The sequence below is a fragment of the Flavobacterium rhamnosi genome (assembly GCF_048286515.1).
GTDB lineage: Bacteria > Bacteroidota > Bacteroidia > Flavobacteriales > Flavobacteriaceae > Flavobacterium.
Map to the genome: position 1 here is coordinate 43,413 of NZ_JBLVPS010000003.1, position 23,488 is coordinate 66,900.

16 protein-coding genes are annotated in these 23,488 nt (G+C 35.2%); 8 read left to right on the forward strand and 8 right to left on the reverse strand.

Translation table 11 applies throughout. From position 1 onward, the window contains the following. Positions 1 to 10 precede the first annotated feature (10 nt). The gene (locus ACNQGN_RS03100) at positions 11 to 676 is read right to left on the reverse strand and encodes a succinate dehydrogenase cytochrome b subunit (protein WP_417986393.1); all 666 of its coding nucleotides are present in this window, start codon (positions 674 to 676) and stop codon (positions 11 to 13) included. Between the two features lie 369 nt (positions 677 to 1,045). Here ACNQGN_RS03100 and ACNQGN_RS03105 point away from each other — a divergent pair, with 369 nt between their 5' ends. The 4 genes from ACNQGN_RS03105 to ACNQGN_RS03120 all read left to right on the forward strand — a co-directional run bounded on the left by ACNQGN_RS03105 (position 1,046) and on the right by ACNQGN_RS03120 (position 5,923). Next, positions 1,046 to 2,407 (forward strand): hydroxymethylglutaryl-CoA synthase family protein, encoded by a 1,362-nt coding sequence (locus tag ACNQGN_RS03105; protein WP_417986394.1) that lies wholly within the window; start codon positions 1,046 to 1,048, stop codon positions 2,405 to 2,407. A gap of 215 nt (positions 2,408 to 2,622) precedes the next feature. Continuing rightward, the gene (locus ACNQGN_RS03110) at positions 2,623 to 3,915 is read left to right on the forward strand and encodes an aminopeptidase P family protein (RefSeq protein WP_417986395.1); all 1,293 of its coding nucleotides are present in this window, start codon (positions 2,623 to 2,625) and stop codon (positions 3,913 to 3,915) included. 273 nt (positions 3,916 to 4,188) lie between these two features. Further along, positions 4,189 to 4,989, forward strand: a complete 801-nt coding sequence (locus tag ACNQGN_RS03115; protein ID WP_417986396.1) for a TIGR00266 family protein — start codon at positions 4,189 to 4,191, stop codon at positions 4,987 to 4,989. A 151-nt stretch (positions 4,990 to 5,140) separates the two neighbouring features. After that, positions 5,141 to 5,923: an alpha/beta fold hydrolase gene (locus ACNQGN_RS03120; RefSeq protein ID WP_417986397.1), complete on the forward strand. Its 783-nt coding sequence runs from the start codon at positions 5,141 to 5,143 to the stop codon at positions 5,921 to 5,923. Here ACNQGN_RS03120 and ACNQGN_RS03125 read toward each other — a convergent pair. The 5 genes from ACNQGN_RS03125 to ACNQGN_RS03145 form a co-directional block, all read right to left on the reverse strand. Continuing rightward, positions 5,920 to 6,591 (reverse strand): ATP-binding cassette domain-containing protein, encoded by a 672-nt coding sequence (locus ACNQGN_RS03125; protein WP_417986398.1) that lies wholly within the window; start codon positions 6,589 to 6,591, stop codon positions 5,920 to 5,922. The two genes, ACNQGN_RS03120 and ACNQGN_RS03125, sit on opposite strands and share 4 nt — an antisense overlap. A gap of 301 nt (positions 6,592 to 6,892) precedes the next feature. Beyond that, complete coding sequence (locus ACNQGN_RS03130) at positions 6,893 to 9,658, reverse strand: PD-(D/E)XK nuclease family protein (protein WP_417986399.1); 2,766 nt, start codon at positions 9,656 to 9,658, stop codon at positions 6,893 to 6,895. A 280-nt stretch (positions 9,659 to 9,938) separates the two neighbouring features. Continuing rightward, positions 9,939 to 11,372 (reverse strand): OmpA family protein, encoded by a 1,434-nt coding sequence (locus ACNQGN_RS03135; RefSeq protein ID WP_417986400.1) that lies wholly within the window; start codon positions 11,370 to 11,372, stop codon positions 9,939 to 9,941. 133 nt (positions 11,373 to 11,505) lie between these two features. Continuing rightward, positions 11,506 to 12,699 (reverse strand): glycine C-acetyltransferase, encoded by a 1,194-nt coding sequence (kbl, locus tag ACNQGN_RS03140; protein WP_417986401.1) that lies wholly within the window; start codon positions 12,697 to 12,699, stop codon positions 11,506 to 11,508. 45 nt (positions 12,700 to 12,744) lie between these two features. Continuing rightward, a complete protein-coding gene (locus ACNQGN_RS03145) occupies positions 12,745 to 15,897 on the reverse strand; it encodes a UvrD-helicase domain-containing protein (protein WP_417986402.1) in 3,153 nt (1,050 codons plus the stop codon). 228 nt (positions 15,898 to 16,125) lie between these two features. Between ACNQGN_RS03145 and rbfA the strand changes: the two genes are divergently transcribed. The 3 genes from rbfA to ACNQGN_RS03160 all read left to right on the forward strand — a co-directional run bounded on the left by rbfA (position 16,126) and on the right by ACNQGN_RS03160 (position 19,311). Next, on the forward strand, positions 16,126 to 16,518 hold the full coding sequence (gene rbfA, locus ACNQGN_RS03150; protein ID WP_417986403.1) for a 30S ribosome-binding factor RbfA: 393 nt from the start codon (positions 16,126 to 16,128) through the stop codon (positions 16,516 to 16,518). A 1-nt stretch (position 16,519) separates the two neighbouring features. Next, a complete protein-coding gene (locus ACNQGN_RS03155) occupies positions 16,520 to 17,719 on the forward strand; it encodes an ABC transporter permease (protein ID WP_417986404.1) in 1,200 nt (399 codons plus the stop codon). Between the two features lie 164 nt (positions 17,720 to 17,883). After that, complete coding sequence (locus ACNQGN_RS03160) at positions 17,884 to 19,311, forward strand: MATE family efflux transporter (RefSeq protein ID WP_417986405.1); 1,428 nt, start codon at positions 17,884 to 17,886, stop codon at positions 19,309 to 19,311. Between the two features lie 19 nt (positions 19,312 to 19,330). On the opposite strand, the gene dusB is transcribed toward ACNQGN_RS03160, so the two are convergent. Continuing rightward, entirely contained in the window at positions 19,331 to 20,323 is a 993-nt protein-coding gene (dusB, locus tag ACNQGN_RS03165; RefSeq protein WP_417986406.1) for a tRNA dihydrouridine synthase DusB, read from the reverse strand. A gap of 284 nt (positions 20,324 to 20,607) precedes the next feature. Between dusB and lepA the strand changes: the two genes are divergently transcribed. Further along, complete coding sequence (gene lepA / locus ACNQGN_RS03170) at positions 20,608 to 22,404, forward strand: translation elongation factor 4 (protein WP_417986407.1); 1,797 nt, start codon at positions 20,608 to 20,610, stop codon at positions 22,402 to 22,404. A gap of 53 nt (positions 22,405 to 22,457) precedes the next feature. On the opposite strand, the gene ACNQGN_RS03175 is transcribed toward lepA, so the two are convergent. Continuing rightward, a complete protein-coding gene (locus ACNQGN_RS03175; protein WP_417986408.1) occupies positions 22,458 to 23,390 on the reverse strand; it encodes a 1-phosphofructokinase family hexose kinase in 933 nt (310 codons plus the stop codon). Positions 23,391 to 23,488: the final 98 nt, after the last annotated feature.

Here is a 23,488-nt window from a genome sequence, read left to right on the forward strand (position 1 = left end):
TAATTGAATATTAATGATTGAAATGATGAAAAAGTGCAATAAAAATAAATCCGGCAGGAACTACATAAGCAAATCCTAATCCGAAATTTTTCAATCCTTTAGAATATTTATTATTAAATCCTACAGATTGAAAAGAAGAACTAAATCCGTGTTGTAAGTGTAGTGCCAACAATAAAAAAGACAGACTATACAATACTGTACGAACTGGGCTTTCAAATTTTGCAACTAACTCGTGAAAGTATCTTGTTTCATCTAACGGACTACATTCCACATATTTATACACCATTTCTGGAAACCAGAAATCATAAAAATGTAATCCTAAAAATGCCAAAATTACTAAACCCGAAACTATCATATTTCTTGAAGCCCAAGAAGAATTTGCAGCTCCGTTATTCTTTGCGTAAGCAATAGGCCTGGCACTTCTATTCTTCAATTCTAAAACAAAACCCATAATAAAGTGAAAAATAACACCTACAATTAAGATTGGTTGAATTACAAATTGAACTAATGGATTATTTCCCATAAAATGGGATATTGAATTAAAAGTATCGGAACTAAATACCGATGTCATATTGATAAAAAAATGCTGTGCTAGAAACAACATCAAAAAAAGTCCTGAAAGTGCCATAGCTACTTTTTTTGCTATTGACGATTTCAATAATGCAGATTTTGCCATAAGATTTATATAATTTGTTTTAAAAAATTCTACAAAAATAAAGCAATTAGACAGGAACTACAACCTTTTCGTTGTTATTTATAATGATTTTAAAGTGTTTTAAGTAAAACACTAGTAAATCCGCAAATACCAACACCTAAGCAATTAACTGCCCGTACTTTAGTTACGCAAAAAAGCAATAAAAACTAAATAAGCCATCCTCAAAAAAGTTTCTTATTAACATTCAAACGCCTTAAAAATATCAATTCAATAATTTTTAATATTATTTATTTTCAAATCAATAAAAACACAAAAAACGACCATTTTGTGTGTATAAAAAAATTGCAAATAAAGAGTGTAATTTTAACTTTACATGTTAAAAAATTGAAAATGAAAACAGGAATTGATTCCATCTCTTTTGATGTTGCTAAAATACACTTACCTATTAAAACTTTGGCGAAAGCCAGAAATATTGAACCTGAAAAATTAGAAAAAGGCTTAGGTCTTATTAAAATGACATTACCGGATACGCATCAAGATACAGTTGTTTTTGCAGCAAACGCTGTAACAAAACTGATTCAAGAAAACGATCTAAATCTAAACGAAATTGCAAGAATATACGTTGGAACTGAAAGTTCCCTTGACAGTTCAAAACCTATAAGCTCTTTTTTAATTGCATTAATGGAACAAAAATTCGGAAAAAACACTTTGTCGGAATGTGATGTGGTTGATTTTACTTTTGCATGCATTGGCGGCGTTGACGCACTGCAAAACTGTCTTGATTTTGTAAAATTGAATCCAACCAAAAAAGCAATTGTTGTCACTACAGATTTTGCTAAGTACGATTTAAATTCAACAGGAGAATATACTCAAGGTGCTGGAGCTTTAGCAATGTTGATTTGTTCAAGTCCTAGAATTATTTCGTTCGACAACAATTGGGCCACAAGTACAAAAGGCGTTTTCGACTTTTTCAAACCATTTAGAACACTTTCAAAGGAAGAAATTACAGGAAACAACACTAATGAATCATGGTTTGATAATCTTGAAGCTGAAATAGAAATCCACAAAGACCAACCGGTTTTTGACGGACAATATTCTAATCAATGTTATATGGACCGAACTAGAGCAGCCTACTTTTCATTAAAAAAATTAAAAAACACTTCCGAAACAATCTACAATTCATGGACAAGCATCATCATGCATTTGCCTTATGCATTTCAAGGGCGCAGAATGTTGTCAGAAATTTATGCTTTAGATGCCGAAAGTAAAATTATCACTGGAAACGAAAACACTTCGGAATACCAAAACAAACTGAAAGGAATTAGTAAATCCGAAGAATACCAGAATTTTGTTACCGAAAAATTAATGCCTGCCGAATTGGCCTCTTCCTTAATAGGCAACTTATATACCGGCTCCATTTTTATGGGATTACTTTCAACTTTGGCACATTTTTATAACATCAAAAAAGAAATATCAAATTCTAAATTCGGTTTTTTAGCGTACGGAAGCGGCTCTAAATCCAAAGTCTTTGAAGGAACTATTCAACCAAATTGGGAAGCCACAATTGCCAATGTAAATCTTTTTGAAACTCTAGAAGAAAGTTTCGAAATTGATTTTTCAACTTATGAAAAACTTCATAGAAAAGAACAAAAACAAAGTATTCAAACCCCAAAGAATGAATGGGTTTTGGACCGAATAGAAAAAGAAATCCCCAACCTGTTAGGAGCTCGTTACTACAAATGGGTTGATTAATTGTATATTCTTACATAAGAAAGCACCGAGAATTCTTAATTAAACTTTCGGTGCTTCTTTCAAAATAGGAAAACCCTCTTCAACTACTATCACAAATTCTACTGAAGCACCACTGTTTTAAGCAAACTTTATTTATTTAAATTTTGACGAATTCCTAACAAAAAACGATTTAAACTTAGTATTTTTGAGTAATTAAAAGTTTAAACCGAATTGTTATGAAATACCATCAAATTGACCGGGATTTATTTATAAAAAATCGCACTAAATTCATGGCTCAAATGAAGCCAAAAAGCCTTGCTATTTTCAACTCTAATGATATTTATCCAATAAGTGCTGATAGCACAATGCCTTTTGCGCAACACCGCGATATCTTCTATTTAAGCGGAGTAGATCAGGAAGAAAGCATTTTGTTGCTTTTTCCGGACGCACCGTATGAACATCAAAGAGAAATGGTATTCTTGAAAGAAACCAACGAGCACATTGCCATTTGGGAAGGTGAAAAACTCACTAAAGAGCGTGCTTTTGAAGTAACGGGAATCAAAACGGTACATTGGCTAAAGGATTTCGAAAAAATTTTATTCGAAATGATGACGCATTGTGACACGATCTACATTAACACTAACGAACATTACCGCGCAACCGTGGAAACTGAAACGCGAGAAGCTCGTTTTGTAAAATGGTGGAAAGAGAAATATCCAGCACATGCTGTCGCAAAAAGCAATCCTATATTACAGCGCCTTCGTTCTGTAAAAGAAACCGAAGAGTTGGATTTAATCCAAAACGCATGCAACATTACTGAAAAAGGGTTTAGAAGATTATTGTCTTTCGTAAAACCAAACGTTACCGAATACGAAATTGAAGCCGAGTTAATTCACGAATTTATTCGTAATCGTTCCAGAGGTTTTGCCTACACACCAATTATCGCTTCCGGAAATAATGCGAATGTGTTGCACTACATCGAAAACAACCAACAATGCAAAGCCGGTGATTTGATTTTATTGGATGTTGCTGCAGAATATGCAAATTATTCCAGCGATATGACCAGAACAATTCCGGTCTCCGGAAAGTTCACCAAAAGACAAAAAGAAGTCTACAACGCTGTTTTACGCGTAAAAACTGAAGCAACCAAAATGCTGACAACAGGAACGCTCTGGAAACAATACCATATTGAGGTAGGAAAATTAATGTCTTCAGAATTGCTTAGCTTAGGCCTTATTGACAAAGCCGATGTGCAAAACGAAAACCCGGAATGGCCCGCCTATAAAAAATATTTCATGCACGGAACTTCCCACCACATGGGACTGGATACGCATGATTATGGAATTTTAACCGAACCAATGCAAGCTAATATGGTTTTCACTGTAGAACCGGGAATTTACATTCCTGCTGAAGGTTTCGGAATACGTTTAGAAGACAACATAATCGTTCAGGAAAGCGGCGAGCCATTCAATATGATGCGTAACATCCCAATTGAAGTGGACGAAATAGAAGAATTAATGAACCGTTAAACCTTTGAAACATACAATTAGAACGGCTTACTTAATGTAGGCCGTTTTTTATTTGGACCCGAGCTCACCTTGGCAGACTCTCGTCTTTGATGGGCTATTCGCTACAAGTTCTGGCACGGCAAAAAAAATGCAGTACTACTAGTCTTTGACTACTATCCTTTGCGCGCTTAAGCTAATTCGCTATCGCAATCATTTAATATTACAATCAGCTCTCAAAAACTGTAACATTCTGAATTCTCATTCGACTTATTTAGAAACTTAAATTACCAGATCATGCAAGCACACGAAATAGATTATCACATATATGGCGAGGAAATGCAATATGTGGAAATAGAATTAGACCCACAGGAAATTGTAATTGCCGAAGCGGGAAGTTTTATGATGATGGACAATAATATCCAAATGGAAACTATTTTTGGAGACGGCTCCGGTCAAGAAACCGGATTATTTGGCAAACTTTTAAGCGCAGGAAAAAGAGTCCTGACCGGCGAAAGTCTCTTCATGACAGCTTTTATTAACCAGAACAATACTAAGAGCAAGGTTTCTTTTGCATCACCGTATCCCGGAAAAATAATCCCGATTGACTTAACTCAATTTGACGGGAAATTCATTTGTCAGAAAGACTCCTTTCTTTGCGCTGCTAAAGGTGTTTCTGTTGGAATTGAATTCTCTAAAAAACTTGGCCGCGGACTTTTTGGTGGTGAAGGTTTCATCATGCAGAAAATAGAAGGCGACGGCTTAGCGTTCGTACATACTGGAGGAACATTAGCTAAAAAAGAATTAGCAGCTGGCGAAATCCTAAAAGTTGATACCGGCTGTATAGTAGGTTTTACCAAAGATGTCGATTATGACATTGAATTTATTGGCGGTATTAAAAATTCCGTTTTTGGTGGCGAAGGGCTATTTTACGCAACACTTCGTGGTCCGGGAACCATTTACATTCAGTCATTACCTTTCAGCCGTTTAGCGGACAGAATCATCGCCTCAGCACCAAAATCAGGAGGCAGCACCCGTGATGAAGGCAGCTTACTAGGCGGACTAGGAAATCTTCTCGATGGTGATAATCGATTTTAATTTTTTCAATAATCTATAAACGGCTTTAGAAATAAAGTCGTTTATAGATTATTGAAAATACAGCGGTTCATTTAAGAATTAATACTATCAGCATATATTTGTTAAATGGTTCAAAAATAAAAATACTATTTTTGTATACTAAATTTACATTTTGAAACAAATTCTCTTTAAAAACACCAATATATCCTATTCCGACACTGGAAAAGGGACCGCAATTGTCTTGCTCCATGGTTTCTTGGAAAACAAAGGCATGTGGAATTTTTACATCCCAGAATTTGCTAAAAAAAACCGCGTCATTACCATTGACTTATTAGGACATGGCGAATCGGAATGTTTGAGTTATGTACAAACAATGGAGGATAATGCCGAGGCCGTTCAGGCAGTTTTATCGGAATTACGCATTAGAAAAGCCATTTTTGTTGGACATTCCATGGGTGGTTACGTAGCTTTGGCTTTCGCAGAATTATATCCTGAAAATATAAAAGGATTAGTTTTATTAAACTCGACCAGCACAGCGGATAGCGAGGAACGAAAAATAAATCGGGATCGGGCGATAAAAGCGGTAAAACAATCTTTTATGAATTTTGTTTCCCTATCCATCGTTAACCTATTCAGCGAATCCAATAGAGACAGACTTTCATCAGAAATTGAAAGTGTTAAAAAAGAAGCTTTAAAAACGCCCCTTCAAGGAATCGTTGCTTCACTCGAAGGAATGAAAATAAGAAAGGATCGTGAAGTTCTATTGCACCTGACACCCTATCCAAAACTATTGATTCTAGGCGAAAAAGATCCTGTTCTAAATTTCGAAGAAACTAAAGGACAAATCGAAAACACTACTACAAAACTGGTGTCTTTCCCCGATGGACATATGAGTCATATTGAGAACCAAGACCAGTTATTAAAAGTATTATCTGCTTTTTTTAAAAGCATCTAAATCATACCTGATTTGAGATAGCCTCTTTCTATCAATTCATTTTTATCATTTATGTGGTGCAGTTTCCCTTCTTTCATCAATGCTAATTTTGTGGAGACTTCAATCACATTTTCATAATTATGATCCGTAATGACGATCCCTTTTGCTACTGACATTTCTGCTATTAATCCATTTATCTTTTCAATCATAATTGGCGACAAACCGTTATATGGCTCGTCAAGTAAAACAAATTTTGAAGCGTTATTAAGTACTAATTTAATTTCCAAATACCGCAATTCCCCACCAGACAAATTCCTTATTTTTTTGTTTAGTATCGTAGCAATGATATCATCAGCATAAAATTCCTGCAGCTTATCTTTGGAAATAGACAATTCAATAGTCTTTTTTACAGAAAATAAATTTGGAATAAAATTGTCTTGAGACAAATAACTGATTTGGTTTAGTAAATCACCCGTTTTTAATTTTACCGCACCATCTACACGAATAAATTTAAAATCAGCTGTTACAATCCCAAAAATAATTTTTAACAATGTCGATTTTCCAGAACCGTTCCTTCCCAAAATGCCAATAACATCACCCGTTTCACATTTCAAATAAACATCTGAAACTATGATTTTTCCATCGTATTTTTTTTGAACGCTGTCAACTTCTAAAATACTTTTAATCATACTAATTTCAGTATTAAATTAATGACTAAAATAAAAAGTATTGAAGAAACAAAATTCATCAGAAAACTAAATATCAATAACCTCATTTTCGAAACTCCATTATTGTAATAAAACAGATATTCATTTTTAGCATTTACTTCTTTTATCAAAATGCTAATAAAGAAACCAAAAACAACAAGTACATATTTGAAGGTTTCAAATCCCCCAAAAACCCATGCCAAAACACTTATCGACAAAGTTATCGCCAAAGTGCTTTTGTAAAACGCAAAGATGTTAGCTAATTTATTAATCGCTTATATATTTAAATTATCTTCTCTTCAAAAGGAATATTCTCATCCAAAATTTCGCTTAATAAAAGAATCATTTGCTCAAGGTAATTGCTCAAAATTTCATCAGTAATAACAGAATTTAGTTCTTTTTCTTCTTTAAAATTAAACGGGAGAAATCCCGCTTTCAAATTTTTAAAAGAAATAATTCCGGCTTCGATTGGCTTTCCTTTTGCTTCCTGTTGATACATATAAGCATAAGCAAGAACCTGAATAATTTTATCGCTTTTAATATCTTCGGTCAATCCTTTCCATGATTTTAATGTAACACTTGCCTTTTCTACTTTCCCCGTTTTATAATCAATGATTCGAATTATTCCGTTGCGCTCTTCAATTCTGTCTACGTTTCCTTTTATCAATACTGGAAAAGGCAAGTCAGAATGTGTTAGTAGTCGTTCGAAAGTCTGCTCCAGAGCGATAATCTTTATTGCATCACCGTTCTTAATACTCCCCAATTCCACTTTAAGAAAATTCGAAACATTACGTTTGGCGACTTCGAATGCCAGCAAGTTTCTTCCTTTTTTGATTTCGCCTTCTTTATACACCAATTTGAATTGTTTCAAAACCTCAGCGTCAATTTGCTTAAAGCAGTTTAAAATAGCAGTCTCTGAAATAAATTTCCCAATAAAAGGCTCGTATAAAACCTTCAAGGTTTCGTGAATAATGGTCCCTAAGGTATTTAATGCTATATTTTCTTCGACTTCTTCGACTTCGCTAATACGTAAAATCTTTTGAAAATAAAATTGAATCGGATTTCGGATATAACTCGTCAATGCAGATGGAGAGAAACCTTTTTCAGCAATTTCTTTCAAACGAATCAGAACGCTTTCAACTTTTGGAATCACCATCTGTTGATATGCAGTTTCTGGCAAAACAGCATTATAAATTTCATGAGTCAGTGTGTGATTTCTTTGCTTTTCGACTTCCAGTTGTGTGATGAATCGGCTTTTTTCACCTGCATCCAAACCCTCGCTTTCGGTATTATAAAGCAAGTAGATATTTTTAGCTCGTTGTAATAAATGATAGAAATGGTAGGTATAAATCGCATCTTTTTCCTTGAAAGTTGGCAATCCCAATTCACGTTTCACATCGTACGGAATAAACGAATTTTGTGATTTACCAGCCGGGAATTTTCCCTCATTCATCGAAGTGACAATAACAGTGTCAAAATCCAAAACACGACTTTCTAAAACCCCCATGATTTGTAAACCATTCAAAGGCTCACCCTCAAAAGAAACTTCGGCTAAATCAATTACTTGTTTATAAATCGCATAAAGCGTTTCTATCTTATCGATGTGCTGGTGCTTTGAATAGTAATTAATTAGTTTATTAATTACTTTAAAAATGGCAAAAACAAAAGCTTTAGTAATTTTTTCTTCTTCGCTATCGTTGCTTAAATTTTCTTTTATGGTTTGCAATAATTTAGAAATAGTCTCTAAGACAGGAATTGATCCTTTTTCCCATTTTTGAAATAACAAAACAAACAACTCGTTTGGAATCAAATTCAATTCCATCAATTTATGATGCGTAATAAAAGTATAATTGTTTTGATTTATTGTATGGACAAGCTCCCTGGTTTTTGAATACGGTTCAACCAAAGGATGCGTCAAAATATCCAACACATCTTTGTAATAGAACACGTAACTCTTGGCATTTCTTGATAAAGCATTCGTGTGCATTTTAAACAATTTGGCAATCAAAATCTGCGCTGGATTGTTCTTACTTGAATACCCCATAGTAATATTCAAGGCACCAACAGTGGATGGCAACGAATATAGAAGAGGCACCAAAAGATTTTCTTCGCCAAGAACAACAGCCACTTTATCAAGCTTGCCTTCTGGATTTTGATTTATGACATTCTCAATGATACTTCCGGCAATTTTGGCCTGACCAATAGTTTTTGGCGTACCAATAACTTGAATGTTTTTGGTTTGCGAAAAATCATCTACAATCCATTCAAACGGATTGGACCTATAATACTTCCAGTTTTCTTTAAAACGCCTTACAAACAGCCCTGCGTCATGATAAGGGTCGTTAAGAAAGGCTTGGTCAACATCCCAATATATTTTGGCCTGATCAGAAGCAATAAGGTGCTGGATTATTTTTTCTTCTGCTGCATTCAAGGCATTAAAACCAGCAAAGACAAATTGCTTATCTTTAATAGATTTTGAAAAATAATTCAAGTTGTTTACCGCTTCACGATAAATCAAACCTTGATACCCGATTCCTTTATTCAATAAATGAGTATACAACGATTGATAGTAATTGGGCAGTAATTTCCAAAAATCAATATATTTCTCTAATAATGCCGTTTTATTTTCAACCTCAATTCCCCATTTTTTAATATCTTCAATATCTTTCAGATAAGAAAGAACATATGAAGGCTCTAATAAATAACGATCTATTTCATTAAAATCCTGCAAAAGTGTTTTAGCCCAATTGGCAAATAACTCAAAGGTCTGTTGATTTGCTTTATCGGTTATAGACAAATACACTTCGTAGAATTCAAATAACAGTTCAATAGGATCAATAGTGCGGATACCCGCTATGTTTTGAATAAAATCTTCAATGCTAATAATTTCAGGAGAAAGTATATTTGTGGTTACTTGATTTTTCAACGCTTCAATTAGAAATATTTTGGCACGTTTGTTTGGTAAAACCACAATTGTATTCGAAAGATTGTGTGAATAGTTTTCGATTAAAACCGTCGCAATCTTATCAAGAAAAGAAGTATTTATCATTTTATAAAAATTAATGTCGGAAACAAAGTTAAGCATTTAAGTTTGTCGTCTCTCCTACTACCGTATGTACTTGTGTGTACTATGATTTCCTTGAGGTGAACTGCAAATAAATTGTTTATGGTTTTCTATCAGGCTGTAAAACGTATTATTCTAAAGACTATTGAGTACCGGACCTGCACGAACTCCTTGCCTACCATTTATTTGATGCTCTTTTGCATAGCACACCATAAAAAAACGCCCCGATAAAATCGAGGCGTTTTCTATAACTATTTGAAAGAAATTATTCTTTGATCAATTTCACTTCAACTCTTCTGTTTTTAGCTTTTCCTTTAGCTGTTTTATTAGTATCAATTGGTTTAGTTTCACCAAAACCTGAAGATTTCAATCTTCCAGCAGCAATACCATTTTCAAGTAAGTAATTTTTAACCGCAGCAGCTCTGTTTTCAGACAACGTTTGGTTTAATGCATTACTTCCATCGCTATCAGTATGTCCTTCAATCATGAATTTTGCTGTAGGATATTCTTTTAAGATAGCTACGATGTTTTGCAATACAGGGTAAGTTTCTTCTTTAAAAGTAGCTTTACCACTGTTGAACAAAATTGTTTTAGCGTAAGTATTTAATTTCATTACTTGCTCTTCTGTAATTTCAGGACAACCGCCGTTTGCAACAGTACCTTTTACTTCAGGACATGCATCATCTTTGTCTAATACACCATCTCCGTCAGTATCTGGCCAAGGACAACCTGCGTTTTCTTTAGGACCTGCAACAGTTGGACATTTATCATCTTTATCAGCAACTCCATCTCCGTCAGAATCTGGACAACCTTTTAATGCAGCTAAACCAGCAACATCTGGACAAGCATCATCTTTATCAGCAACTCCGTCTCCATCAGCATCAGGACAACCGTTTAATGCAGCTAAACCAGCAACATCTGGACAAGCATCAGCACTATCTTGAATTCCATCACCATCAGTATCAGGACATCCGTTGAATTCTTTTAAACCAGCAACTTCTGGACAAGCATCATCTTTGTCATATATTCCATCACCGTCAGTATCTTTACCTCCAAATTTGAAAACAAGACCTGCACTGTGTTGAAAATGTGATGGAGCATCTGGAGCACCAGAAGCATCTTCTCTATCACCAAAAGATTTTTTGTATTTTGTTGCAAGCTCCAATCCTATGTTTTCAGTAAACCATAAAGTAAGACCAGCACCTGGATTAACAGTTCCATAACTACTTTCACCAAAGAATGTATATCCTCCACCAACAGATAATGACGGATCAATTACTTTAGAATTGATTAAGTTCATCAAACTATATTTGATAGTTGCATCAACACCATAATACATTAAGTCTCCAGGATTAGAAACTACATATCCACGAGAATCATGACCAACTGCAGTTGGCGCAAATTTCACATATTTGTCAATCTTATTTACAGAACCAGTAAGTCCAAAAGAGAAATTATCTCCTAAAGATCTTGCTACACCAATGTATGACACAGAAGGAAGGATATTCCAGTTATCTTTAACAGCGAACGGCTGAGAAAAATGTTTATCCAACCAATTATGCCCACCACCAGCACTAGTTTTAGTGTCAACGGCATTTACTCCAAAAGAGATTGCCCATGGATTGTTACTATCTTGTGCGTGAGAGCTTAAACCCATCACCATCAATACAGCAACTAGAAGTTTGTTAAGATGTTTCATACTTAATTTTTTTAATTACAATTTAGTTAATTACAGACAAAAGTAACTCGTAAATTTTTAACTACAAAATGAAATGTTAAAAAAAAACGATATTATGAGGCCAAAGTGGAAATTATATAACATCTACCATAAATTATATAACACCCAAAAGACGTCCAACTTCAACAAAAGCAACAATAGCCTTATCCAAATGAGCAGTTGTGTGAGCAGCAGATAGCTGTACTCGAATTCTCGCTTTATCTTTAGGAACCACTGGAAAAAAGAAACCAATCACATAAATACCTCTCTTTAAAAGCTCATTTGCCATATTTTGAGACAGTTTTGCATCATAAAGCATGACCGGAACAATCGCAGAATCGCCATCAATGATATCAAAACCTGCTTTTTTCATTCCTGCTTTGAAATAATTTGTATTCCATTCCAATTTATCACGCAAGACAGTATCTCTCTCCAATATTTCAAAAACTTTTATTGAAGCACCAACAATAGCAGGCGCTAAAGAATTAGAAAATAAATAGGGTCTGGAACGCTGACGCAATATTTCAATAATTTCTTTTTTAGCCGTAGTATATCCGCCCATTGCACCGCCAAGAGCTTTTCCTAATGTTCCAGTAACGATATCTACTCTTCCCATTACTCCTTTTGCCTCGAGCGTACCCTTTCCCGTTGCACCTATGAACCCTGCAGCATGACACTCATCAACCATTACCATTGCATCATATTTATCCGCTAAATCACAAATTTTATCCAGGGGTGCCACAACACCATCCATCGAGAATACACCGTCTGTAACAATTAATTTGAATCGGGATCCGGCCTCATTGGCCTTAATGAGCTGCTTTTCCAAATCTTCCATATTGCTATTTTCATAGCGATAACGAGCTGCTTTACACAAACGAACACCATCGATAATAGAAGCATGATTCAAACTGTCTGAAATTATCGCGTCATTTTCTCCCAATAGTGGTTCGAAAACTCCACCGTTAGCATCAAATGCAGCCGCATAAAGAATTGTATCTTCTGTTCCGTAAAACTCAGAAATCTTTTTTTCTAACGTTTTGTGAATATCCTGTGTCCCACAAATAAAACGTACCGAGGACATTCCGAAACCATGCGTATCCAAAGCGTCTTTTGCAGCCTGAATAACTTCTGGATGCGATGACAATCCCAAGTAATTATTGGCACAAAAATTTAAAACTTTCTCCCCTGTCGAAATAGTAATTTCAGCTCCTTGAGGCGAGGTAATGATTCGCTCCGATTTGAAGATTCCATTTTCTTCAATAGTTTGCAATTCTGACTGCAGGTATTCTTTAATTTTTCCGTACATCTTATGTGATTTTTTAAGCTTTAATTTACTAATTTCGATTTCAGATCACAAATTTACTACATCGATTTCTTTCCCTATGTATATCAATGCCTTTTTAACTACTTTATACCCCATTTTCTCAATGGCATCCTGATAATCTTCCAATTGCTGCTGGTATTTAACATTATGCGTTCCAGTTTTATAATCCAGCAACAATACTTCTTTGTTTTTCGTCAAGACCATTCTGTCTGGTTTTACTGTTTTACCTTCTTTTTGGATAATTGTTTGTTCATTCAAAATTTCATTTCCCTCAGCAAAATAATTTAAAAGTTGCGAATGGCTGACAATTTCTAGAATCGTATTAAAAACGGCCTCCCTTTGAACCAAAGTTATCAATCCGTTTTCAATAGATTTTGTAATTGCCAAATCAACATCATTTTTAGTTTTTACAAAAGATAGGATTTCGTGAATTACATTTCCGTACTCGATAGCTTCCTGCTGATGCGTTCCCCACATTAATGCTTCTCGCTGTGCAATTTTTATATTCTTTGGATTTAGTATTTCCGAAACCAAAGGAATTGTTTTCGAAGTATCAATATGTTTCTTCAGCGCCGATAATTTCGTTGAACTCCCAAATTCATATTCTAATTTATTTTCATCAAAAACCCCTTGGCTTTCCAAATAATTAATAAAAAAAGTACACATGTTGTTTTTAGCAACTTCGCCCTTACTAGATAAATTCATGTTAGAAATCACATACAATTGTTCTTCAGCTCTTGTTAAAGCCACGTACAAAACATTGATATTATCTAATAATTCTTCTTGTTTTTTTTGATTATAAACCTCCGCAGCTTCCTGCCCAAAACCTTCTACAGCGCTACTATTATCTATTAAAACTTTTGGCAAACCAAAATCCTGCTCCGCAGCATTAAGCCATAATTTATCCTTGGGCTTTCGATTGTAATCTTCCTCAGCAAAAGGAAAAATAACAACTGGAAATTCCAAGCCCTTTGATTTATGAATGGTCATAATCCTAACCGCATTATTCCCCTCTGGAGAAGGAATACTGAATTTCTCAGCATTTTTGTCCCAGAAACTTAGAAAATCAGAAATTCCTGCTTGGTTTCGAATATCCCGTTCCAAAACAATATCCAAGAAATATTGAACATAGGCATTACTAACTTTTGGGTTTAGGAATTTACTTACTATAGTCTCTACCGACTCATACAATGATTTTTTTCTTATATTTTGAAACGAAAGGGAAATATCAAAACTCATCAACCAGTTTTCGAAATCTGTTTCCTGAAACAAAGCCATTCCTTGAGCTATAAAATCGTGAACTTCTAATTTGTCCTGAATATGCTTACCAACATAATGTAAGAAATAGGCCTTTGCTTCTAGATCGGCATTGTTTTTCAGGTATTTTAATAAATGAATAATCAATCGAACCTCAGTGGCATTTTGAATCATCAGCGTTTCCGATGACAAAAGTGGAATTCCTTGCTTGGTCAAATAATTAGCAATAGCAATTCCCTGACTTCTCTTTCTGGTCAGAATTACAATATCTTTATATTCAAATCCTTTTTGAATTACTTTATGAATGGTATTTAAAGTTGCTAAAACATATAATTCCGTTTTATCCAAAGCCTCATCATCCTCTTCAGACCTATCTGTTTGTGGAATAAAAGAAATATTTACGTAACCACCAGTCTTGTCATTTATTTTTTGACGGCTGTGATTTTCATACAAATCCTTATAATCCAAATGCAAAAATTCATTGGATAACAATTCGAAGAAATCATTGTTAAACTCGATTATTTGCGAATAACTGCGGTAATTTTTATCTAAATGCTCTAATTTTTTATCGGGATTATTAAATGGATTTTCATCTTTACTTAACTCGATAAACTGCTCCGCTTTTCCACCACGCCAGCGGTAAATGGATTGTTTTGGATCACCCACAATCATCAAAGTCCCTTTTACACCATAATCGTCCTGACCTGAAAGCGCATTGTCGATAAGTGGAATTAAGTTCTGCCATTGCATTTCGGAAGTATCCTGAAATTCATCGATAAAAAAATGACGGTATCGCTCCCCTAACCGTTCGTATATAAAAGGCGCCGGCTGATTTTGGATTTCACGATGTATAATGGCATTGAATTCAGAAATGGAAAGCACGTTTTGTTCTTCTTGAATTTTAGCCAATTCATTGCTGACGGTATTTAATAGCGATAAAGGCGTAATGTTTTTCAAGAACGCTTTGTAGAAATTTATCTTTTCGAAGGTTTTATAAACTTTATCCAAAAACTGCAATAAATCAGGAATTATATTTTCAATAATCGCTTTGTCTTTTGCAGTTTTATTGATTTTTATAGCATCAAATTCATGATAGGTTTTATTCTTAGGATTAAATTTTCCCTCTTGAATACTCCATAAATGCTTCGGAAAATGTCCCGCCGAAAAGGATTTGATATCAATTCCGTTTTTCTCGATTAAAGACAATGCTTCTTCAGCATAAACGACACTTTCTTTTTCCAAAACTTTGCACGCTTCGATTAGTTTGGTTTTGATTTCGACAAACTCAGCAATGGACTTATCTTGAAAATGTGTGATTTCATTTCTGTTATTTTCATTAAGAACCAAACGACCTGTTTCCAGAATTTCTCTTGAAATATCCCATGATTTGTCATCATCGGTTTTTTCCATCGTGAAATCAATTAACAGCTTGGTCAATGTTTCATCTTCTCCTGCTTGCGCAATTATGGCATCAACGGCTTCAATCAACAAATTTTCAGTATCCAAAGTAACCTCGAAGGTCATGGGTAAATTCAAATCATGGGCAAAAGCGCGAATCACCTTATGTGTAAATTTATCAATAGTAGAAATATCAAAAGCGGCATAATTATGAATAATATGCTTGATAATTTGCTGCGATTTGGTTTTTATTTGAATGATAGATAATTCCGTATCTATAGCTAAATCGTCCATCAAGTCCATTGCTTTATAACTGGGCTCGTCTTTAGCAAACTCAGAGAGACTGCCTACAATTCGGCTTTTCATTTCATGTACCGCTTTGTTGGTAAATGTAATGGCGAGAATATTGCGGTAGGCATCATTTTTTTGCGCAACAAGAATGATTTTCAAGTATTCTTTGACAAGAGCGTACGTTTTACCAGAACCGGCCGATGCGTCGTATATAGAGAATGAAGGTCTTTGCATTTTATTTCTTGAGTTTTTGAAACCTATAGAGTCCTTAAAAATTAAAATTTATTGTATCATGAATGTTCGCCCCTTGCAAAGAGATTCTATTCTTGTCTCCTTTTACTAACCAGAAAAGATAGGTAAAATCGGGAAATAGCTCCTGATAATCAAACAAATTCTGCTTTTGAATTGATTGTTCGTTTGAAAATTTGTCTGTATAAAACTTAAAAGTAGTATTTTTGCAGTATGGAAACAAATAGACAGAAAAAAATAGGTGGGGTTATCCAAAAAGATTTGGTTGATATTCTGCAAGGTGAAGTGAGAAAAAATGGAATTAATAATTTAATAATTTCAGTATCCAAGGTTGTTGTTACTTCAGATTTATCGGTAGCTACAGTCCATTTAAGCATTTTTCCTCAGGATAAAGCTAAGGAAACTTTGGCGGCAATAAAGACTAATTCGACTTTAATAAAACATGATTTATCACAACGTGTTCGTTTACAATTACGTAAAGTACCTAATTTGGTTTTCTTTATTGACGACTCTTTGGACTATATCGAAAAGATTGACAATGCCTTAGCTAACAGAGAAAATCCGATAGAAAATAGAGATCTTCTGGAAAAACGCAGACAGTCATAAATTGAATTTCCCCCTTTACATAGCTAAACGCTACATTCTTAGCAATAGTAAAAATAACGCTATCAATATCATCAATCGTATTGCCAGTATGGGAATTATTGTTGGCGCAATGGCTTTGTTTGTAGTTTTATCTGTTTTTAGCGGATTGAAGGTTTTTAGCCTTTCGTTTACAAATGAAATTGATCCCGATTTAAAAATAAGCAGCACTTTAGGAAAATCTTTTTTGATCTCTCCAAATCAGGAGCGCCAAATCAAGAAAATCAATGGCTTGGTTTGGTATACTAAAATAATAGAAGAGCGTGTTTTATTCACTTTTGGAGGGAAACAGGAAGTTACTTATCTTAAAGGAGTCGATTCCAACTTCAGCAAAGTAAATGCTATAGAAACAAAACTTTTTAATGGGCAATGGTTTAAACCACACACATATCAAGTGGTTGTGGGTTATGGAATAGCACAAAAATTCTCCATGGGATTATTGGATTTTAATAATCAGTTGGAAGTTTTGGTCCCAAAGCCAGGGAAAGGCGCAATAGAAAATCCCGAACAAGCTTTTAACAAAACTGACATCATCCCGGTTGGAATTTACGCCATCAGTGAAGATTTAGATTCGAAATATGTTTTTGCCGATTTAGGTTTAGCACAAGAATTATTGGAATACAAAACCAATCAGGTTTCGGGAATCGAAATCAAAGTAAAAACTGGAGCTGACGAAAGTGCTATTATAGACCAGCTCCAAACTATTTTCGACAATACCATTACTGTAAAAAACAGGGCACAACTCAACGAATCGCTCTACAAAATGTTAAATACAGAGAATATCGCGGTGTATCTAATCTTTACTCTGGTGATTGTAGTGGCTCTTTTCAACTTGATTGGTGCATTGATTATGATGATTTTGGATAAAAAAGGAAACCTAAAAACCTTGTTCAATCTGGGAACTGAAATCAAAGATTTACGAAAAATATTCTTACTTCAAGGAACTTTATTGAGTGTTTTTGGCGGAATTATTGGTTTGGCTTTAGGAATTATTATTGTGTTATTACAACAACAATTCCAATTGATTATGATCACTCCAACGCTAGCCTATCCAGTAGTTTTCTCGCTTGAAAACGTATTGACTGTTATGGGAACGATCGTCACACTTGGTTTTATTGCTTCGTTGATCGCCAGTAGTCGTGTGAGCAAAAAGTTGCTGGATTAACTTTTTTATTTAAAAAGAATCGTTATATTTATCTCCCTTAAAATCCAAAAGCTATGATAGTTCCTGCCTAGTCCTCCTTTATTTTTCGAATCATTAGGACCACTTTATTTACTGTTTAGGTTCAGCCGAATCTGGACTGACCATTTCATTAATCCTAATTCATCATGGCAGAAACAACAATAGAAAAAAACTTATTTTCCAGAATTTTTACAATATTAAAGCAAGCTGTCAAAGGAGATCAATCTTTTGACTATACGTCTGGAAGCATCAAAAAAGGGGTAATTCTGTTAGCAATTCCGATGGTTTTGGAAATGCTTATGGAATCGGTTTTCGCTTTAGTCGATTTATATTTTGTCGGTCATTTAGAGCACAGCAGCTATGCTATTCAAGCGGTCGGATTGACAGAATCGGTAATCACAATTGTTTATTCTATTGCTATCGGAATTAGCATGGCTGCTACTGCAGTTGTTGCTCGTAGAATTGGTGAAAAAGACCCTGTTGCTGCTGCAAAATCTGGAATGCAAGCCATCATTATTGCAGTGATTAGCAACACAGTGATTAGCATTTTTGGTTTTATTTATGCCAAAAATATTCTTTTGTTAATGGGAGCAACAGCTGAAGCAGCTGAATATGGGGTTAACTTTACTCGAATTATGGTGGGCGGAAGTTTATCTATCATGTTATTGTTTCTTATTAACGGAATATTCCGTGGTGCAGGAAATGCTGCCATTGCCATGAAAAGTCTTTGGTTGGCTAATATTTGTAACATCATTTTATGTCCCATATTAATTAATGGATTCGGGCCTATTCCAGCTTTTGGATTAATGGGTGCCGCGATGGCAACAACAACCGGCAGAAGTATTGGTGTTTTGTACCAAGTGTATTATTTATTTAATGGCAGAGGAATTTTAAAAATTATACCTTCTTATTTTATCCCGGATCCAGAACAGATTAAAGCATTGGTGAAAATCGCTGCCCCTGGAGTATTACAATTTGTAATTGCTTCGTGCAGCTGGATATTTCTGGCTCAATTGGTTGCCACAACGGGTGGAGATCATGGTTCAGCGGGTTATCAGACTGCATTGCGAATCATGATGTTCTTTATTCTTCCTGCTTGGGGATTAAGTAATGCAGCAGCAACTTTGGTAGGTCAAAATTTAGGTGCAAAACAAATTGCACGTGCCGAAAAATCGGTTTTCACCACCGCAAAATACAACGTGATTTTTATGGCAATTATTACCGTTATTACGTTGGCTTTTTCCAGTTCCCTGATTTCATTTTTTACTAATGATATTATTGTGCAAAAAATTGCCGTTGAAGCATTGCAAACGATGTGTTTGGGATATGTTTTTTACGGAATAGGAATGGTATTAATTAATACGTTTAATGGCGCAGGTGACACCTGGACCCCAACAATGATTAATTTTTTCGGATTCTGGTTATTACAGATTCCTTTGGCTTATTTACTATCCAAATATTATAAAATGGGACCAACTGGTGTTTTTATGGCCATTCCTATAGCTGAAACCGCAATTACTTTGACAAGTATTATTCTCTACCGAAGAGGAAAATGGAAACGCATAGAAGTATAACAAAAAAGCTAACTAAATATTAAACAAACTCATATCCAGAATATACTTCTTGAATTTCATTCATAATACTGAATAATTCCTCAGGGTGATCTAGGGTTACTAATTTCTGTTTGTATTCTTTAAATCCTCGGATACCTTTGAAGTAATTAGTATAATGACGTCGCATTTCTACAATTCCCAATCGCTCTCCTTTCCATTCCATTGACCAGGTAAGGTGATTTCTCGCAGCTTCGACTCTATCCATAATTGTTGGCGCAGGCAAATGCTCCCCTGTTTTGAAATAATGTTTGATTTCGTTAAAAATCCAAGGATAACCAATCGCCGCACGACCAATCATAATTCCATCAATACCGTATTCATTTTTATAGTGCAATGCTTTCTCAGGAGAATCAATATCACCATTACCAAAAATAGGCATCGTTATTCTAGGATTATTTTTTACTCGGGCAATGTGTGACCAATCAGAATGGCCTTTATACATTTGGGCACGAGTCCTCGCGTGAATGGATAAAGCTTGTACGCCAATATCCTGCAAACGCTCTGCAACCTCATCGATATTAATGGAACTATCATCCCAACCCAAACGGGTTTTTACAGTTACCGGTAAATGTGTACTGTCGATAACTGCTTTGGTTAATCGCACCATTAAATCTATGTCCTTCAAGACTCCCGCTCCAGCACCTTTACAAACTACTTTTTTTACGGGACAACCAAAATTAATATCTATCAAGTCAGGATTTACAGTAGAAACAATCTTTGAAGATAATGCCATAGCTTCTTCGTCTCCACCAAAAATCTGTATTCCAACTGGTCTTTCGTAATCGAAAATATCTAATTTCATTCGGCTTTTTATGGCATCTCGAATCAATCCTTCGGAAGAAATAAATTCCGAATACATTAAATCGGCACCATGGGCTTTACACAATCTGCGGAAAGGAGGATCGCTCACATCTTCCATAGGTGCGAGAAGTAATGGGAATTCGGGTAATATTATGTTGCCAATCTTAATCATCTTCATTTAATTTGGTGCAAAATTACGTTTTTTAGATGAAACATAATAGCCTTGAAGATAATACAAGAATAGACCAATGATTTCATACAATTATGTTAAAAGACATCAGACATGTTTATTAAATACGCAAAGACTTACTATAAACCGATTAGTTTGCGAATTCGGGACTTTGAAACTGTTGAATTTAGCTTATATTTGCAGATTAATTGTCGCTGTCGGCGATTGCGTTAGGGATAGAAGTGGAAAGCCCGCAGCAAAGTAAATAAATTTGATACAAACAGAAAATGAAACACATACGGAATTTTTGCATTATTGCACATATTGATCACGGAAAAAGTACGCTTGCTGACCGATTACTAGGCGCAACACAAACAGTTACCGCTCGTGAAGAAAAAGCGCAATTACTTGATAACATGGACCTGGAAAGGGAACGTGGAATTACGATAAAAAGTCATGCGATCCAGATGGAATACACTTATAAAGGACAAGAATACATCCTGAATTTGATTGACACTCCGGGACACGTGGATTTTTCGTATGAGGTTTCTCGTTCAATTGCGGCTTGTGAAGGTGCGCTTTTGATTGTAGATGCTGCGCAAAGTATCCAGGCACAAACGATTTCGAATTTATATTTAGCTTTAGAGAACGACTTGGAAATCATTCCCGTTTTGAACAAAGTAGACCTACCAAGTGCAAATCCAGAAGAAGTGAGCGATGATATCGTGGACTTATTAGGGTGCAAATTGGAAGATATTATTCATGCTTCGGGTAAAACCGGCTTAGGTGTCGAAAATATCTTAGCAGCAATTATCGAAAGAATTCCTCCTCCATCAGGAAATATTGACGAACCATTACAAGCGTTAATTTTCGATTCACACTATAACCCGTTTCGAGGAATCGAAGTTATTTTCCGTGTAAAAAACGGCCAAATAAAAAAAGGCCAAAAGATCAAATTCATGGCCACTGGAAACGAATATTTTGCAGATGAAATTGGCACATTGAAACTAAATCAAGTTCCAAAACAAGTAATTTCAGCCGGTGACGTCGGGTATTTAATTTCTGGAATTAAAGAAGCTAAAGAAGTAAAAGTAGGAGATACGCTGACGGATGCAAAAACACCAACAACCAATATCATTCATGGTTTTGAAGATGTGAAACCAATGGTTTTTGCAGGTATTTATCCTGTCGATACAGAAGATTATGAAGAGTTGAGAAATTCCATGGAAAAATTACAGCTGAATGATGCTTCACTGGTATTTTTACCAGAAAGCTCTGCCGCTTTGGGATTTGGTTTCCGTTGTGGATTTTTAGGGATGTTGCACATGGAAATCATCCAAGAGCGTCTAGAGCGTGAATTTAACATGACAGTTATCACTACCGTTCCTAACGTTTCGTATTTGGCTTATACCAAGAAAAACCCAGAAACACCCCTTATCGTAAATAATCCTTCGGATTTACCGGAGCCATCTCGTTTAGACCATGTTGAAGAGCCTTTTATAAAAGCAACTATTATTACTAAAGCCGATTATGTCGGAAATGTAATGAGTTTGTGTATCGAAAAACGCGGGTTAATCACTAATCAGACGTATTTGACTACAGAACGTGTAGAATTGACTTTTGATATGCCGTTGGCGGAGATTGTATTTGATTTTTACGACCGTTTGAAAACAGTTTCTAAAGGATATGCCTCCTTTGATTATACACCAATTGGGATGAGAACTTCCAATTTAGTAAAAGTTGATATCTTGCTGAACGCAACCATCGTTGACGCTTTGTCTTCATTGATGCATGCCGATAACGCATATCAAATCGGTAAAAAAATGTGCGAGAAGCTTAAAGAATTAATCCCTCGCCAACAATTTGACATTCCTGTTCAAGCTGCTATTGGGGTAAAAGTCATCTCTCGCGAAACGATAAAAGCCTTGCGTAAAGACGTTACCGCCAAATGTTATGGTGGGGATATTTCTCGTAAACGTAAATTACTGGAAAAACAGAAAAAAGGTAAAAAACGCATGAGACTTGTAGGGAATGTAGAAATCCCTCAGGAAGCGTTCATGGCAGTTTTAAAATTGAACGATTAAAAGATATTTTTAATTTTAATAAAAACCTGATAATTAACATTGTCAGGTTTTTTTTATTTGTTTTTTAACCATTCAAATAATCGTTTTGCATCTTCGAATTTGAACAATTGCGTCCCTTCATTCATTGTTGCTGCTGATCCACAAGCTACACCCCAACGAATGACTTCTTTCAGACTTTTATTTTGCGAAAGTGCCCAAACCATTCCTCCAACCATACTATCTCCAGCACCTACAGTACTTTTTTTGACTACATTAGGAGCCGGTACAAATTCGTAATCATCTTTTGTAACCAATACTGCACCTTGCGGACCAAGCGAAACCACTACGATTTCGGCGCCACCTTTTGCAATAATTTGTTTTGCAGCTTCATTTACCTCTTCAATCTCAAGGCTTTCCACACCAATCAGTTTTGCTAATTCACCCACATTGGGTTTTATCATATAAACGCCTGTTTCCAGTACTTTTTTCAAAGCTTCTCCCGAAGTGTCAACAATCAATTTTGTATTGGATGCTTTAGCTATATTGGCGAAAATCTGATAGAAATCTGATGATAATCCTTCATTCAAACCTCCACTAATAACTAAATACTTAGATTTTAAATTTTGAACCGTCTGAATGATCTTGTCCTTTTCCAATATTGTAATTTCGGCACCCTGGAAACTAAAACGGTATTGCAAATTTGTATTGTCATCAACCGCAACAAAGCTTTCTCTTGTCCAACTCTGAATTCCTATCGCTTCAAATTCTATTTTTTCCTTCCGAACAAGTTCTTCAAGCATCGTACCAATAGCTCCACCCGAGGTAAATATGCAGTATGATTCCCCCTCCAAACGGGAAATTGCTTTCGATACATTGATTCCGCCTCCACCTGCATCATAGCGTGGCAAACCGCATCGGATTTTTTGTTCCGGGACCAAACCCGTAAAATGAGCACTTTTATCTAACGCAGGATTAACAGTAAGTGTAACAATATCGAATGACTTCATCTTTATGAATTTTATTAATCTAAAGGTCCGATAAAATTCATCAAAATTGGTACAATTTACAGCGAATATTTCTTCGTATATTTGCACTCTCAAAACAA